The organism is Streptomyces sp. RP5T (genome assembly GCF_003933965.1).
GTDB lineage: Bacteria > Actinomycetota > Actinomycetes > Streptomycetales > Streptomycetaceae > Streptomyces.
Genome location: NZ_RSAJ01000181.1, coordinates 1 through 14,737 on the forward strand (window position 1 = coordinate 1; position 14,737 = coordinate 14,737).

Consider the following 14,737-nt stretch of genomic DNA (forward strand, 5'->3'; position numbering starts at 1 on the left):
GCAGTGGATTTGGGTGAACAGTACCAATCTGCTGCGGACCCTCCGGTCCACCTCCTGACCGTCGCGCGGCCGTGCCGCCGCGGATGACCGTGGCGGAAGATCACAGCTCAAGGCGCCCCGGCCCCGCCCTGCCCTGCCCTGCGAAGCGCAGCGCAGGGCAGCGCGGCAGCGTCCCGCGTTGAAGTCAACGACCTCTCGCCGATCGACGTGGCACGCCTCGCCGAGATCGACACCCCCTCCGGCCACGGCGACCTCCTCGACCGTCAGGCCCCGGACACCAGCAGGGGGCAGTCAGTCAGGAGATGTACGGGCGGGTTTCGCCAGGGGTGCGGCCGAAACAACTCCGGAACACCCGGGTGAAGTGGGCCTGGCTGGCGAAGCCCCAGCAATGGGCGATCTCGGCGATCGTCAGATGGCGGGAGCCAGGATCGGCAAGCACTTGCCGGGCCTTGTCGAGCCGCTGCTCGAGAATGTAGCGGGAGGGGCTCACCCCGGTCGGTTGGAAGATGCGGCTGAGATGCCGCGGCGAGACCCCGATCGCTCCGGCGACCCGCCCTGGGCTCAGCTCGGGGTCTGCGAGGTGCCGGGCTATGAAGTCCTTGGCCACCGCCAGCTGGGAGAGCACGGCGGGCGGCGCGGAACCACCCAGTTTCGGCGCGGCCAGCGTCCGGACGAGGTCGAGGACGGTCGCCTGGATGCTGACCGGGTCCTCGCCACCGCGTCCCGTGGCCCAGTGGGCCAGTACTGCCTCCAGCGCGGAAGCCTGCGCGCCCTCGGCCGCCGAGCCCGTGCCGAGCAGTATCGGTGCGGACACCTCGTCGGGGGCGCACTGCGCGACGAACACCTCGCGGGGAATGTCGACCAGCAGCTGACGCATCGGGGAGGGGAACCCGAACAGATAGGGGCGGCGTGTGTCGTAGAGGATCAGGTCTCCCGTCCGGAGGGTGAGGCAGCCGCCCTCATGGAAGAAGACCCCGCAGCCCGCGGTCAGCAACGTGACGAAGATCGAGTCCTTGGGCAGGCTCTGGCAGGTCCGCGGCGTCCGCTCGACGACGTGCTCGTTTCCGGAGATGTCGGCCAGCCGCAGATCGCCCAGATCGACGTTCGTCTCCGTGGCCAAGAGGCCTTGCTGCGAGTACGACGAGCAGGTCAGCCCCACCAGTGCGCGCCGGTTGTGTTCCTCCCAGAAGTCGATGCGGTCCGCCGGGTCGACCGACTGTGTGGACACGTGGGAGACGATAGGCGAGGTCACCTGAATCTCCTTTCCAACCCCTCCGCCGCGATCGGCGTGGGGGACGACCAGCCTGCCCTGGAGGGCGAAGAGTCGACGCGACCGTGTGGCTGGGCTCGTCCTCTGGCGTGCGGGGCCGTCAAAGGTGCCTGTTGCTGTCGCCCCGCGAGCGTACCTCCGCCGTGCTGCCTCGTCACGGGTCGCGCATCGAGGGGAAGCCCGGCGCCGAGCTGGCGGGGCAGTGCGTCAGCGGACCGTCGGCTGGTCGGTCCGGGCGGCCCGCGGCCTTATCCGGCGGATGACGGGCCGGTCCGACGACGCCTTCCCCATCGCTGTGCCGGTGACGGCGGCCCCAGCGACGAACAGGCAGCAGGCAGGGTGCGGCAGCCGAGAACCGACCCCTGTCCCCGGCGATGCCGTCACCGGCGCGATCGGTGGCCCGGGATGGGACATCCGGCGGCCCGGCGGCAGCGGCATCGGGTGGAGGCCGGCCGACACGCGGTCGTGATCACGGTGAGCGCGAACTCCAGCACCGGGCCCCGCGGTGCGAGGCCGTATTCGTCAGGGTCTCGCTGCCGCTGTGCAGGAGCGGAGCGGGGCGATACGGTGGCACACCCCGTTCCCGCCGTCCGCCTGCGCCAGGGGTTTCCTCGGCGTTCGGCGCGTCCTGATGGACGATGACGGCGGAAACGAGTTCCCCTCTCACAGCCGAGCCTCGCTCCTGCCGTCCGATGACGTGCGCAGTGGCACCTCGGCACGGTGTGCCAGCGGATCGACGAGGATCTTGACCTGGTTTCCCGGGCCTGCCATCAGCTTCTCGAAGCCATGAGGGATCAAGGCGTCGAGGGCGATCGTCGAGGTGACCACCGGTGTCAGATCCAGTCCGCCCTGCGCGACGAGCCGGATGAGTTCCGGATAGGTGTCTCGATAGCCGACGCTGGAGATGATCGACTGCTCGTTGTTGACCATGTCGAAGGTGTCCAGGGACACCTTCGGCGCCAGGCCGACGAGGACGACCCGGCCGCCGCGCCGGGTCGCCGCCAGGCAGGTGCGCAGGGCGGTCTCCGATCCGGCCGCCTCGAATGCGACGTCGACGCCCTCACCGTCGGTCAGCTCACGGATGCGCTTCCCGGCGTCCTTCTCCGATCCCGGGTCGATGAGTCCGGTGGCGCCGAGCTCCGCCGCGCGTCGCAGTCGAGCAGCGGAGATGTCGACGGCGAGGATGTGCGGCACTTTGCGTTCCGCCGCGAGCAGGACGGTGAGGAGGCCGACCGGTCCCAGGCCGATCACCGCCACGGTCTCGGGTGTGGTCCCGGCCCGCCGCAGCGCGTGCAGCGCGACCGATGCCGGTTCGAAGAGCGCGGCCTGCTCCAGGGACACGGAATCGGGGAGGCGGTGCGTCATGTAGGCGGGTATGGCGGCGTACTCGGCCATGCCGCCGTTGCCCATCAGCCCCGCGAACCCGAAGTGCCGGCAGATGTTGTACTCACCTGCCCGGCACCGCGGGCACGCCCCGCACCGGTAGTTCGGCTCGACCGCCACTCGGTCGCCGACGGTCAGGCCGGTCACCGACGGTCCGAGGGCCGCCACCGTCCCGCAGAACTCGTGGCCGAGAATGAGCGGAGCCGTGGCGCCGGAGCCCGGATGCGGCTCGGCGACGGGGATGGCGTGCGGCCCGTCGGCGTACTCGTGCAGGTCGCTGCCGCAGATGCCGCAGTACGCCACCTCGACGAGCACCTCCCCGGGGTGAAGGGCGGGTACGTCCACCTCGGCAATGCGGACGTCCCTGGCTCCGTACCAGACGGCGGCCTTCATGCGCCGCTGCCCGGCTCTCATTCGGCCGCTCCGGACATCACCGGGCCGGAGGTGACCGCGGCGGCGTCCCGTTCGGCCCGCCGGCGCAGCACCCGCGGTGCGGTCTCCCGCAGGCCGAAGGACAGCAGGACGACGGCGACGGCACCGCCGGTGGAGATGAACATGGCGGTCTGCAGACCCCAGACGTCCGACGCGCGCCCGGCGATCACCGGGGCGAGGAAGCCGCCCGCCAGCTCGCCGACCCCCATGACCAGGCCAAGAGCAGTGGCCAACGCGCCACGGGGCACCGTCTCGGCGGGGATCGTCGCCATGAACAGGGTGAAGCAGCCGAGCCCGGTGTAGGTCAGGACGATGACCAGGCCCAGCGCTACCGGATCGTTGACGTACACGACGGCGAGCGGGCACAGGGCCGCCGTCGCGGAGAAGACGATCATGGTCGGCTTGCGGCCGATGCGGTCCGATACGGCGGGAGTGAGAAATCCCCACAGCACCCACCCCACACCCAGACAGGTCATCACGCCGCTCATCGTGCCGGAGGAGAAGTCCTTGACGGTGAGCAGATACGTGGGAGTGAAGGTGACGATGACGATGAACCAGGTGAGGTAGCAGCACGCGGCCGCCATGCATACGACGATGTTGCGGTGCCCCAGCACCTCGCGCACCGTCGGCTTCGGACCGGCTGCCGCCATGTCGACGGCCTCGGGGGCGGCGACCTGGGCCCGGCCGCCGGGCGGCACCTCCCTGACCGACTTCGCGATCCAGGCCGCGATGAGCAGGCCGGGCACGATCGTCACGAGCAGGGCCGTCCGCCAGCCATGGAGCTCGGCGAGCCACACCACTGCCAGTGGGGCGACGATTCCGCCCATCAGACCGGCCGACGAGCCCTGAAGCAGCCCCATGTTGAGACCACGGCGGCTCTCCCGGGACGCCTCCACCATCAACGACTGCGCCAGCGGCAGCACGGCGCCCTCCGCCACACCCATCAGAGCCCGGGCCACGAGCAGGCCGAGGAAGCCGGTCACCAGCCCGCCCGCCGCCGAGAAGCAGGAGAACAGGACCACCGCGGTGATCAGGATCGGTTTGCGTCTGCCGAGTCTGTCCGACAGACGGCCGGCCACCAGCCCGGACAGCGCCCAGGTGAGGGCCAGCACTCCGGACAAGGTGCCCAGCTCGGTGTTGGAGAGGTGGATCTCCTTGCTGATGAACGGGGCCAGGAAGGGCAATGCCTGGCGGTCGAAGAAGACGAATCCGAAGCCGAGGAAGAGGATCAGCAGCAGCCGGTTCTCATAGCGGGCCGCCGCGCCTTCGGTGGCCTCGGGCGCTGCACCGTCCAGGCGGACACGGGTACGTATACGTGACATCGGAACCTCGTTCGTGCGAAAGGACCGGAGTCACCGGAAGAGGGAGTTGACGTAGTCGGCCCCGATGCCGACCTTGTCGTAATGGTTGCGGCACAGCTCGATGTAGTCGTGGACATCGAAGTAGCCGTTGGTTCCGCCGTCCTCGTCCAGCCAGATCAACGGTCCCTTGACGATGAAGAACGCCTTCATCGGCTCGTCGCTCTCGTAGGCCACCAGCGTGTGTCCCTCGCCCGGAGCCTCGTAGACGAAGTCACCGGCCTGCGCGGTCCAGGGCCGCTCCAGGTAGCCCCACTTTCCGGAGATCGTGTAGGCGAACACCTCATGCGGGTGGTAGTGCCGGTTGACGAGCCCTGCCTCCTTGGCGCAGAGGATGTCGGCCCAGGAGTTGTCCTTGACGTTGATCCACAGCGGGCGTGATCCGACGGTCTCACTGAGCGGCGCGTAGTACCGGTCGTCGTCGGTGGCCACCTGGGACAGGTAGACCTCCGGCTGCGCGTCGGGCTTCACCGAGTCGGTGATCGGCTTGAGGCCCTTCCAGAACTCCGACCTTGCTTCCTCGGGCATGTTGCGGCTCCTTTTCGTCGAGGTGGCCGACAGTGAACCGCGAGAGCAGAGTTCGGGTCTTTCCCCTGGCAGACATGAGGGATTGCCTGTTTGGGACATGTCCGCGCCGCGCAGGTTGCCCTGGGAGGTCGGCCCGCTCTTGGACGTCAGGGATGTGCCGCGAAGTACCGGGCGATGCCCTCGATCCCCTCCCCCACGGCCTGCTCGACGATGGGCGCCAAGGAGTCCGGGAGGATCTCCTGGCTGTAGACCACGCGTGCGCCGCCCGCGTCGGGGAGAACGTCGATGGTGCCCAGGTGGAAGTCGATGGGCTGGGGCATGCCCTCGACGAACCGGTACTGGAAGCGGCGCAGTTCGTCGTCCTTCGTCACCACGAGGGACTTCATCGCCATGCCGCCGGGCCCGCGCAGGTGGCGGTGCGTGCCGTCGAAGTGTGCCTCCTGCACGGCCGGGAACCACTGCGGGATCATGCTCACGTCGGTGAGGACGGCCCAGACGCGGTCGGGGTCCTGGGCGACTCGGGTGTCGAAGCGGAAGGTTGCCATGGATACTCCCTGGTCGCAGTGGTGACGGCTGCGGGCAGGCGCCGTACGCCGTCAGAATCAGAAGGGGTAGGGGGAGTGCTCGGTGGAGAGGGTGACCCAGCGGGTGTTCGAGAAGGACTCGATGCCCCAGCGTCCCCCGAAGCGGCCGTAACCGGAGGCCGCGAACCCGCCGAAGGGGGCCTGCGGTTCGTCCCCCACTGACTGGTCGTTCACGTGCACGATGCCGGTGCGGATGCGGCGTGCCACCTTCAGGCCGTGGGTGCCGTTCTCGGTGAGGATGCCGCAACTGAGGCCGTGCTCGGTGTCGTTGGCCAAGGCCACCACCTCGTCGTCGTCCGAGAAGGCCCTGACGGAGACGACAGGTCCGAAGGCCTCGACGCGGTGCAGTTCCGCGCTCTCGGGCAGGTCGGTCAGCACGGTCGCCGGATGCAGGGCCCCCTGCGGCCTGCCACCGCCGGTCAGGACGCGCGCGCCCTTGCCGACCGCGTCGGTGACCAGGTCGGCGACCCGCCGCGCCGCGGCTTCGTCCACCAGCGGGCCGATGACGGTGCCGGGCAGGCCGGGGTCGCCACTCGGCAGACCGGCGACCTTTTCGGCGAACCGCCGGGTGAACTCATCGACGAGTGAGCTGTGCACCAGGACGCGGTCGGCGCACATGCAGATCTGGCCCGAGTTCATGAACGCGGCGAAGGTGGCGGCGTTCACGGCGTGGTCGAGGTCGGCGTCCTCCAGCACGATCACCGCGTTCTTGCCGCCGAGTTCGAGTACGGCCGGCTTGAGGTGCTCGGCGGCGAGGGTGCCGATGATCCGGCCGACGCCGGTCGAGCCGGTGAAGTTGACCGCACGTACCCGCGGATCCGCGACCAGCTCCCGCGCGATGTCCGCGGCATCCGCCCTGTCGTTGGTGATGACGTTGAGGACACCGTAGGGAAGGCCCGCGTCGCGCAGCAGGTCGGCGACGAACAGGCCGCACGCGATCGGGGCGTCCTCGCTCGCCTTGACCACCACGGTGTTGCCCGCCGCGAGCGGGGCGGCAACCGCTCGGGTGCCGAGGATGACCGGAGCGTTCCACGGCGCGAACGCCGCCACGACACCGAGGGGTTCGCGCACGGCCAGGCTCAGCCCGCCCGGCTCCTGGGTGGTGAGTACGTCACCGCGCGGTGCGGTGATCGCCGCAGCGGCCTCACGCAGCGCGCCGGCGGCCACCCCGATGTTGAACAACGCCCAGTCCCGGGTCCCGCCCACCTCGCCGGCCATCAACTCCACGACCTGCTCGCCGCGTTCCTCCATGAGGTCGGCCGCGCGCAGGAAGATGTTCCGGCGGGCGAAGGGCTCCAGCGCCGCCCACTCGGCGAAGGCGGCATCGGCCGCGTCCACCGCCGCGCGCACGTCCTCGGGGCCGGCCGCGGCGACCCTTGCGTGGGGCTCGCCGGTCCAGGGACCGATGTCGGCGGTGGTCCGCCCGGAGGCGGCCGGGATCTCCTTGCCGCCGATCAGAAGGTCACGGTCAGGTGACACGAGGTCGTCTCCTCTGGTTGCTCGGGCCGGTGCGCGCCGTGTGGGTCAGGCGCCGATCATGTTGAAGCCGCCGTCGGCGTTGAGGTACGCGCCGGTCATGTGGGCGGCGTCGTCGGTGGCGAGGAAGAGGGCGGTGCCGGCGAGTTCGGCGGGGCCCGGAATGCGGCCCATCGGGGTCTTGGCGATCATGTCCTCACGGCGGCCGGCCTTCCAGTCCGCACGGCTGAGGAGCATCTCGGTCTCGATGAAACCGGGGGCGAAGGTGTTGACCCGTACGGTCGGCGCGAACGCCTGGGCGTAGGACTTGGTGATCCCGAGGATGCCGTACTTCGCGGCGGCGTACTGCGGGGCGCGGGCGCTGCCGCGCACGATGACGGTGGAGCCGATGTTGACGATCGCGCCATGGCCCTGCTCCAGCATCCGGGAGCCGAACTCGTGGACGCACAGCATCGTTCCCTTGATGTCCACCGCGAGCACGTGGTCGATGGACTCCTCGGTGAGTTCCCGCCAGGACATCTGGTCGCCCGCCACGTCACCGACGTTGTTGACCAGCACGTCCAGGCCGCCGAAACGGTCGAACACCTCCTCGGCCATGCGGATGACATCGGCGTGGACGGCGATGTCGGCCTGCACGGTGAAGGCCTCGCCGCCGACCTCGCTGATCCGGGCGACCGTCTTCTCGGCTCCGGCCGCGGAGCTGCGGTAGTGGACGGCGACCCGGGCGCCCTCCTGGGCGGCACGTACGGCGAGCTCGGCGCCGTAGCCGGTGCCGGCTCCGGTGACCAGGACCGAGCGGCCCTCGAAGCGGCGGGGAATGCTCTGTTCTGTCATGGGAGGTCCCTTCGGGGGTGTACGGCCGTGAAGCGCTGGCGGATCTCTCCGATGCCTTCGATGCGGCTGACGAGTTCGTCGTCCGCGGTGAGGTAGCGGGGCGGGTTCATCCGGTTGCCGACCCCGGCCGGGGTTCCGGTGAAGATCAGGTCGCCCGGGAAGAGCGGCACGACGGACGACAGGCGGGCGACGAGCTCCGGCACTGTGAAGATCATGGACTTGGTGCGGTCGTGCTGGACGGGCTCCCCGTTGAGCAGTCCGGTGATCTCCAGGTCGTCGGGGTCGTCGAGTTCATCGGGGGTGACCAGGAGGGGACCTGTGGGGCCGAACCCCGGGAAGGACTTTCCGAGACTGAACTGGGCCGGTCTGCCCTTCAGTTGGGTGACGCGTTCGGAGAGGTCCTGGCCGACCGTGAGACCGGCGACAGCCTCCCAGGCCCGGTCCTCGCTCACCCGGTACGTGTCCCGCCCGACGACGGCGACGAGTTCGGCCTCCCAGTCCACCTTGCCCTGCGGGAGGGCGACGGAGGTACGCGGGCCGGTGATGCAGGCCGGGAACTTGGTGAAGACGAGGGGTTCGTCGGGCGGGGTGAAGCCGGCTTCGGCGGCGTGCGGAGGGTAGTTGAGGGCGATGGCGAACACCTGCCGGGGGCGCGGTACCGGTGCGCCGAGTGCGGCGGGGTCGACTGGGATGTCGTAGGTCTCGTCGGCCAGTCCGGCCGCCCACTCCCGTAGCCGGGGCCACTCCCCCAGCAGAAGCATCGGGTCGATGGGCAAGCGCCCCTTCGACGCCCATCGGACGTCCGCGGCCCGGTCCCCGCGGACCACGACGGCCCGCCCGTCGAGGACGCCGAGTCTCACCACTCCACCTTCTTCGGTACGGGCGTGCCGTGGCCCTGCTCCCAGCTGACGATGGGGTTGCGCAGCACCCCGAGACGTTCGACCTCGGCCTCGACGACGTCACCGGGCTTGAGGTACATGTCCGGGTCGCCGCTGAAGCCGGCCACGCCCTGCACGGTGCCGGTGGTGATCAGGTCGCCCGCGCTGTAGCCCTGCGGGGAGTGGTAGGCGACCAGGTGCGGGATGGACACCGACATCCGGTTGGTGTTGGACTTCTGCCGCACCACCCCGTTGACCCGCAGCTCCATGTCGAGGTTCTGCGCGTCGGGGATCTCGTCGGCGGTCACGATGTACGGGCCGACGGGGCAGAAGGTGTCGATGGCCTTGCAGAAGGAGAAGACGCCCGACTCCATTTCGCGGCGTTGGATGTCGCGAGCGGTGATGTCGTTGAAGACGACGTATCCGGCGATGTGGTCGGGCGCGTCGTCCACGCCGAAGAACTTGCCGGGTGTGCCGATGACGACGGCGATCTCCAGCTCGTAGTCGAGTTCGCTCGTCAGGTGCTCCGGGTGGATCACCGGTTCGTCAGGGCCGACGATCGCGTCGACGTTCTGGAAGAAGACGATGCCCTTGTGCATGGGGTGGGACCAGTCGACGTTCTTCGACTCGTCCTCGTGCTCGCGGAAGTTGCCGGAGGTGTGGAAGAACTTCTTCGGCACGATCGGCGCGCGCAGCGTCACGTCATCGAGGTCCAGGCGCTCTCCTGTCTCCGGCACCCGGCCGTCGCGCTCGAAGTACTCCCGCGTGCTCGCCACTTGCAGGGGGAGCACCAGCCGCTCTTCGAGTTCGAGCCTTGCCACTCGTCCGTCGTCGAACGTGACCAGTTTCATCGTGTCCCGCTTTCGGTCTGGGGTGGGGCGCAGGAGCCGTCCGGTTCTTCTCCCGCGAAAACGCGCAACTGCAGGGCGAGCAGGGCGTAGTAGCCGACGAGGGACGTGAGCTCGAACAGTCCCCGCTCCCCCCACTCGGCCACCGCGTGGTGGTACTGCCGGTCGTTGAGGACGCCCGCTCGGGCCAGCGCGAGCGCCGCGCGCAGGGCGGCGCGCTCGGCCGGGTCCGAGAGGGCAGGCAGTGCGCCCGCACGCAGTGCGTTCAGTTCGGAGTCGGTGAGGCCACAGGTACGGCCGACCGCCTCGTGGGCCTCCCACTCGAAGGTGCTGTTCCAGTGGGCGGCGACGACCAGGATCGCCATCTCGCGCACGCGGTCGGTCAGGACCGACGCGTAGCGCACCGCCGCCCCCACCTCCTGTACCGCCATTCCGACCGGCGGGCTGAGCAGCATCGCGTTGAAGGGTCCCCGGAGGCGGCCTTCCTGGTCGGTGAGGGGGAACACCTGCCGCCCCGTGGCCCTGGCGCCGCCCGTGATGGCGCGGTACACCTCTGCCTGCTGCTCGTCCAGTTCACCGGGCAGGCGGCCGGCGATGCGTGCGGGCATCCGCACTCCCTTCCGGGTTCGGCCAAAGAGGGCAGGGGGTCACACGAGCGTGCGGCCGCCGTCCACGTAGAGGACCTGACCGGTGATGTACGAGGCGTGAGCCGAGGAGAGGAACAGGGCGGCTCCGACGACGTCCTTCGGCTGTCCGAGGCGCTCAGCGGGAACCAGGCCGGTCAACACCTCCCGCATGCCGGGCTTCGCCAGGTATGCACGGGTCAGCTCGGTCTCCGTGTAGCCCGGGGCAACGGCGTTGACGGTGATGCCGTCGGCTGCCCATTCACGCGCCATGACACGCACCAACTGGTCCAGGCCGCCCTTCGAGGCAGCGTACGGGCCGTGATGGCGGTGGGCGAGCAGGGAGGAGACGGACGAGAAGAACACCATGCTGCCGTGTCCGGCCCGGCGCATCAGCCGACCCGCGGCGCGTCCCGTCCAGAAGGCGCTGGACAGGTTCAGGGTCAGGATCCGGTCCCACACCTCGTCGGGCGTGTCCACGACGGGACGCCGGTCGTTCGTGCCCACGGCGTGCACCAGCACGTCCAGACCACCGAGTTCGCCGGCTGCCTCGGCGACCGCCCGCTCGCAGGCCTCGGAGGAGGTCAGGTCCGCGGTGACGGTCCGTACGACGGCGGCCGCGCAGGCCGGATCGTCGCGCAGGCTCTTGAGGCGGGCCTCGTCCGCGTCGACGACCGTCAGCCGAGCCCCGGCTTCCGCCAGCCCCTGGACGCAGGCACTGCCCAGTCCGCCGGCCCCGATGACGAGCGCACCGCGCCCTTCAAGACCCAGCCACCCCATGGGCGGGCTCTGTGTCCGTGCCGACGCGGCCATCAGGTGAGCTCGATTCCGGCTGCGGCGGCCAGACGCCGGTAGTCGGTCCCGATGTCCCGCAGGCACATCTCCAGCATGTGGTCGGCCAGCGCGTTCCCGCTGTCACTGAGACCGCCGTCGTGGATCGACACGGCACTGCGGGGTTTGATCTCACGGGCGTAGTCGATGACTTCGCCCGTCTTGGACCACGGGCCGTGCACGGGCAGCAGGAGGGTGTCCACCGGGCGGGCGGGCACGGTGAAGGCGTCGCCCGGGTGGAACACGGTGGCGTCGCCGTCCCCCACGAGGAAGCCGACGTTGGTGACCCGCGGCAGGTCGGGATGGACCACGGCATGAAGTTCTCCGTGCACGTCGACGCCCACGCCTTCGATGTCGAGGGCGTCCCCGTCGCCGACCACCGTGACCCGGCCGCCGCCGAGCCCGGCGAGCCGGCCCGCGACTGCTCGGTCGGCCCAGATCCGCAGGCCGGGGTCGGCTTCTGCTGCCGCGCGCAGTAGGGGCTCGGCGAAGTGGTCCACGTGCTCGTGGGTCACGAGCACGGCGTGGGCACCGTCGAGGGCGTGCGGGTCGGAGTAACTGCCGGGGTCGATGACGATGACGACGCCGTCCTGCTCCAGCCGGACGCAGGCGTGGCCGCTCCTGGTGAGTCGCACGGGCCTGCTCACTTCCCCAGTTCGGCGGCGGGCACCCAGGTGCCGTGGAAGCCGTACCGGAGCCGGAAGGGGATCTTCACCGTGGCGATCGGGCCCGCGGCGATGTCGAGGGCGTCCAGGACGACGAGATCGTGCCGCATCTGGTCGCGCCGGCCGACCAGCGCCAGCAGATAGCCCTCGCCCTCGGCGGCGTCCGCGGACTTGGGGATGAACACCGGCTCCTCGGGGGCTCCGTGCTCGCCAGGGCTCCAGTAGGCACTGGCACCGGTGCTGTCGTCACGGTGGATCAGGGAGTTGAAGGGCGGGCCCATCGGGCCGATCTCGCCCTTCGGCAGGTCGGGGTGGAAGCCGCCGACCCAGGCGTGCCGGTTCTTCTCCATCAGTACGCGGGGGTCGACCCGGGGCATGTCGCCGGGCGAGGCGAGGAGCTGCTCGCTGTGGTAGGTGTCGCTGGCGTCGTCCCAGTGGGCGGCGCCCCGCGTGAGGTCGAACGTCCAGCGGTGCAGGAAAGGCGGCTCTTCGGGAAGCGGGCCGACGGTCGTCTTCGGGAACTGGGAGAACCAGCCGGACCTGGTGGTGAAGTGGTCGCCGACGAGGGTGTCGCCGTCCGTCCAGGCGTTCAGGGAGTGGGTCTCCATGAGCTGTTCGCTGCGGAACCACTTGATGCCGCTCACCCCCTGGTCCCGCGGGATGATCGCGACGTAGGTCTCCTGGTTCGGGTCCCAGACGAAGTACTGTTCCTCGGTCTTCATCTGCTCCGGGTCGGCGACCATGGGCGAGATCGTGAAGACGAAGTGGTCCCGGGTGACCAGCCAGTCGTGCACCATCGACGAGTAGGGGACCTCGAAGGTCTGGGAGCGGGTGACCTTGCCGTCCGCCGAGATCTCGTGGATGTGGATCTGCTTGTCCGGCAGACCACTGGCGTTGTACGCGAAGGCGATCAGCTCACCGGTGCGCGGGTCGTGCTTGGGGTGTGCGGTGAAGGTACGGCCCGGGATCTGGCCGGAGAAGTCGTAGACGCCCTTGGTCTCCAACGTCGCCGGGTCCAGCTCGTACGGGAGGGCCGCCTCCTTGAGCGCGAGCAGCTTGCCCGCGTGCCAGATGATCGAGGTGTTGGCGTTTCCGTCGTCGACGCCGGCCACTGACGGATCGTCGGTGTAGGGGTTGCGGTAGGCACCGAACAGGGCCTGGCGCGCCTGGCGTTCGAGCTGGAAGCGCTGGGTGCGGACGTAGCGCGTCTTCAGATCCGCGTGACCGTTGTCGAAGCGCACCATGTGGATGATGCCGTCGCCGTTGATGTACACGTCGTTCGGATACCGCGGCGGGTACTGGGTGTCCGCGGCGGCCCGGTAGAAGGCGCCGTTCAACTCGGGGGGTATGCGCCCCTCGACCTCCAGGTCGTAGACGTCCGCCTCGATCCGTGAGGGCGCGAAGAACCCCCGGAATTTCGGCGTGTCCGGGAACTGCATGGTTTCCGGAGGCGGCTGGGTGCTCACGGGCTGCTGCCCGGGTGTTCCGTCGGACTGCGTCGTTGCAGTAGCCATGGCTCTCTCCCTGTGGCAAGGTCGATCAAGCGAAGAACGTGATTGATTCCCCTGGGTGGCCGCACAGCAGAATCTCGTGAAGGCGAGCCCATCAGCTCGTGTTGACCATCATGTGCTCGGGATGTCGTCGGCGTCCAACGCTGAAACACGCACGAAATGATCGGAGAATGCGATGGATCTGCGGCAGATGGAATACGCGGTGGCCATCGCCGACGAGCTCAACTTCACCCGGGCGGCCGCCCGTTGCCGCATCGGTCAGTCGGGGCTCAGCCACCAGATCACGCAGCTCGAGCGAGAGGTCGGGGCCCGGTTGTTCGAGCGGACCAGTCGCAGCGTCCGCGTCACCCAGGCCGGACAGGTCTTCGTCGCCTGCGCCCGGCGCGTGCTGAAGGCGGTTCAGGAGATGAACGCCGAGATCTCCTCGCTCGACGGACCCGTGCGTGGCCGGCTGCGGATCGGCTCGGTGACGCTCACGGCAGGGAACATCGACCAGCTCGGTGTGCTGCGGGAGTTCCAGGAGGCCTATCCCGCGGTCGAGGTCACTCTCTTCGACTCCGACGGTGTGCAAGCCACCTCCCAGCTCCTGACGGGGGAACTGGAGGTCGCCGTCGTCGCCGTGCACGAGCACCAGTTGCCGCCGGGCATCGCGTACCACCTGCTCAGCGTGGTACCGCTGGTGGCTGTGGTGGGCCGCCGGCACCGGCTGCGCGGGGTCGGTGTCACCTCCCTGGGCGAGCTGGCCGACGAACGCTTCCTCGAATGCGTTCCCGACACGGGTCTGCGCGCGCAGGTGGACGCGGCGTTCGAACGCGCGCGGGCCCGTCGCCGGGGTGTCTGCGCCCTGCGCAGCGCCGGTGACCTCGTGTCGTTGGCGTTCGAGGACATCGGGGTGACCGTCGTACCCCGTCCGGCGGCCGAGGCGATCGTCCCGGCCGATCACGCCGACTGCATCCTGCGCCTCGACGACCCGCAGGCGCTCCAGCCCCTGGCCCTGGTCCACCGCGACCCTGCTCCGGCCTCTCCAGCCGCGCAGGCGTTCCTGCGTCTCGCGCTCGCTCGCCTGTCCGGGCCGGGCATGCCGGGGTTGGAGGAGGTGCCGGCTCCGAACGGGTCCGGCGAGCGGTAGCGGACCGCTGTACGGGGCTTCCCCCACGATCCTTGAGCGGCACATCCACGTGGACAACGCTGACCGCTCGCGCAGGCTGGTTTTCCCCGTACCCCGGCATCCAGGAACCGGATGATCCGCATGACCGATCTCGATCGGACGAGGGCTAGGCAGGCCCTCCACGGTGCCCGATAGTCGTCTCAGCCCGACGTCCGAGCCGCAGTGTCAGCCGTCGCCGGAATCGCGCCGGACGTCACGGCGAGTCGGCGCTCCGTCGCACCGGACTGTCATCGGCACCGCTCCCGCGAACCTGCTCGCAGGTATCCGGCGGCCAGGCCACCACGGCCGAACCACCTCGTCCCCTCCCGACACCTCACGTGGAGATCACGCATGCCTGCACCCGTGCCC

14 protein-coding genes are annotated in these 14,737 nt (G+C 69.7%); 1 reads left to right on the top strand and 13 read right to left on the bottom strand.

The window, feature by feature from the left end:
- Window positions 1–295: 295 nt before the first annotated feature.
- The 13 genes from EHS43_RS20055 to EHS43_RS20115 all read right to left on the bottom strand — a co-directional run bounded on the left by EHS43_RS20055 (window position 296) and on the right by EHS43_RS20115 (window position 13,224).
- Window positions 296–1,228 carry a helix-turn-helix domain-containing protein gene (locus tag EHS43_RS20055; RefSeq protein ID WP_125192146.1) on the bottom strand — a complete coding sequence of 311 codons (933 nt, stop codon included), beginning with the start codon at window positions 1,226–1,228 and terminating at the stop codon, window positions 296–298.
- A gap of 705 nt (window positions 1,229–1,933) precedes the next feature.
- Entirely contained in the window at window positions 1,934–3,067 is a 1,134-nt protein-coding gene (locus EHS43_RS20060) for a 2,3-butanediol dehydrogenase (protein WP_260470625.1), read from the bottom strand.
- Window positions 3,064–4,407, bottom strand: coding sequence for an MFS transporter (locus EHS43_RS20065; protein ID WP_125192147.1), 1,344 nt, complete (start codon window positions 4,405–4,407; stop codon window positions 3,064–3,066). The genes EHS43_RS20060 and EHS43_RS20065 overlap by 4 nt, the downstream gene beginning before the upstream one ends.
- 30 nt (window positions 4,408–4,437) lie before the next feature.
- Window positions 4,438–4,971, bottom strand: a complete 534-nt coding sequence (locus EHS43_RS20070) for a 2,4'-dihydroxyacetophenone dioxygenase family protein (RefSeq protein WP_125192148.1) — start codon at window positions 4,969–4,971, stop codon at window positions 4,438–4,440.
- 146 nt (window positions 4,972–5,117) lie between these two features.
- Window positions 5,118–5,516, bottom strand: a complete 399-nt coding sequence (locus EHS43_RS20075; RefSeq protein WP_125192149.1) for an SRPBCC family protein — start codon at window positions 5,514–5,516, stop codon at window positions 5,118–5,120.
- 57 nt (window positions 5,517–5,573) lie between these two features.
- Complete coding sequence (locus EHS43_RS20080; protein WP_125192150.1) at window positions 5,574–7,034, bottom strand: aldehyde dehydrogenase family protein; 1,461 nt, start codon at window positions 7,032–7,034, stop codon at window positions 5,574–5,576.
- Window positions 7,035–7,079: 45 nt separating this feature from the next.
- Window positions 7,080–7,865: an SDR family NAD(P)-dependent oxidoreductase gene (locus tag EHS43_RS20085; RefSeq protein ID WP_125192151.1), complete on the bottom strand. Its 786-nt coding sequence runs from the start codon at window positions 7,863–7,865 to the stop codon at window positions 7,080–7,082.
- Entirely contained in the window at window positions 7,862–8,725 is an 864-nt protein-coding gene (locus tag EHS43_RS20090) for a fumarylacetoacetate hydrolase family protein (protein ID WP_125192152.1), read from the bottom strand. The genes EHS43_RS20085 and EHS43_RS20090 overlap by 4 nt, the downstream gene beginning before the upstream one ends.
- Complete coding sequence (locus EHS43_RS20095; RefSeq protein ID WP_125192153.1) at window positions 8,722–9,594, bottom strand: fumarylacetoacetate hydrolase family protein; 873 nt, start codon at window positions 9,592–9,594, stop codon at window positions 8,722–8,724. The genes EHS43_RS20090 and EHS43_RS20095 overlap by 4 nt, the downstream gene beginning before the upstream one ends.
- Entirely contained in the window at window positions 9,591–10,199 is a 609-nt protein-coding gene (locus EHS43_RS20100; protein WP_125192154.1) for a carboxymuconolactone decarboxylase family protein, read from the bottom strand. Before EHS43_RS20100 ends, EHS43_RS20095 begins: the two co-directional genes overlap by 4 nt.
- A 39-nt stretch (window positions 10,200–10,238) precedes the next feature.
- Window positions 10,239–10,994 carry an SDR family NAD(P)-dependent oxidoreductase gene (locus tag EHS43_RS20105; protein WP_125192155.1) on the bottom strand — a complete coding sequence of 252 codons (756 nt, stop codon included), beginning with the start codon at window positions 10,992–10,994 and terminating at the stop codon, window positions 10,239–10,241.
- A gap of 32 nt (window positions 10,995–11,026) precedes the next feature.
- Window positions 11,027–11,680, bottom strand: a complete 654-nt coding sequence (locus tag EHS43_RS20110) for an MBL fold metallo-hydrolase (protein ID WP_125192156.1) — start codon at window positions 11,678–11,680, stop codon at window positions 11,027–11,029.
- A gap of 8 nt (window positions 11,681–11,688) precedes the next feature.
- Entirely contained in the window at window positions 11,689–13,224 is a 1,536-nt protein-coding gene (locus tag EHS43_RS20115; protein WP_260470626.1) for a carotenoid oxygenase family protein, read from the bottom strand.
- 172 nt (window positions 13,225–13,396) lie between these two features.
- Here EHS43_RS20115 and EHS43_RS20120 point away from each other — a divergent pair, with 172 nt between their 5' ends.
- Window positions 13,397–14,350: a LysR family transcriptional regulator gene (locus tag EHS43_RS20120; protein WP_125192157.1), complete on the top strand. Its 954-nt coding sequence runs from the start codon at window positions 13,397–13,399 to the stop codon at window positions 14,348–14,350.
- Window positions 14,351–14,737 lie beyond the last annotated feature (387 nt).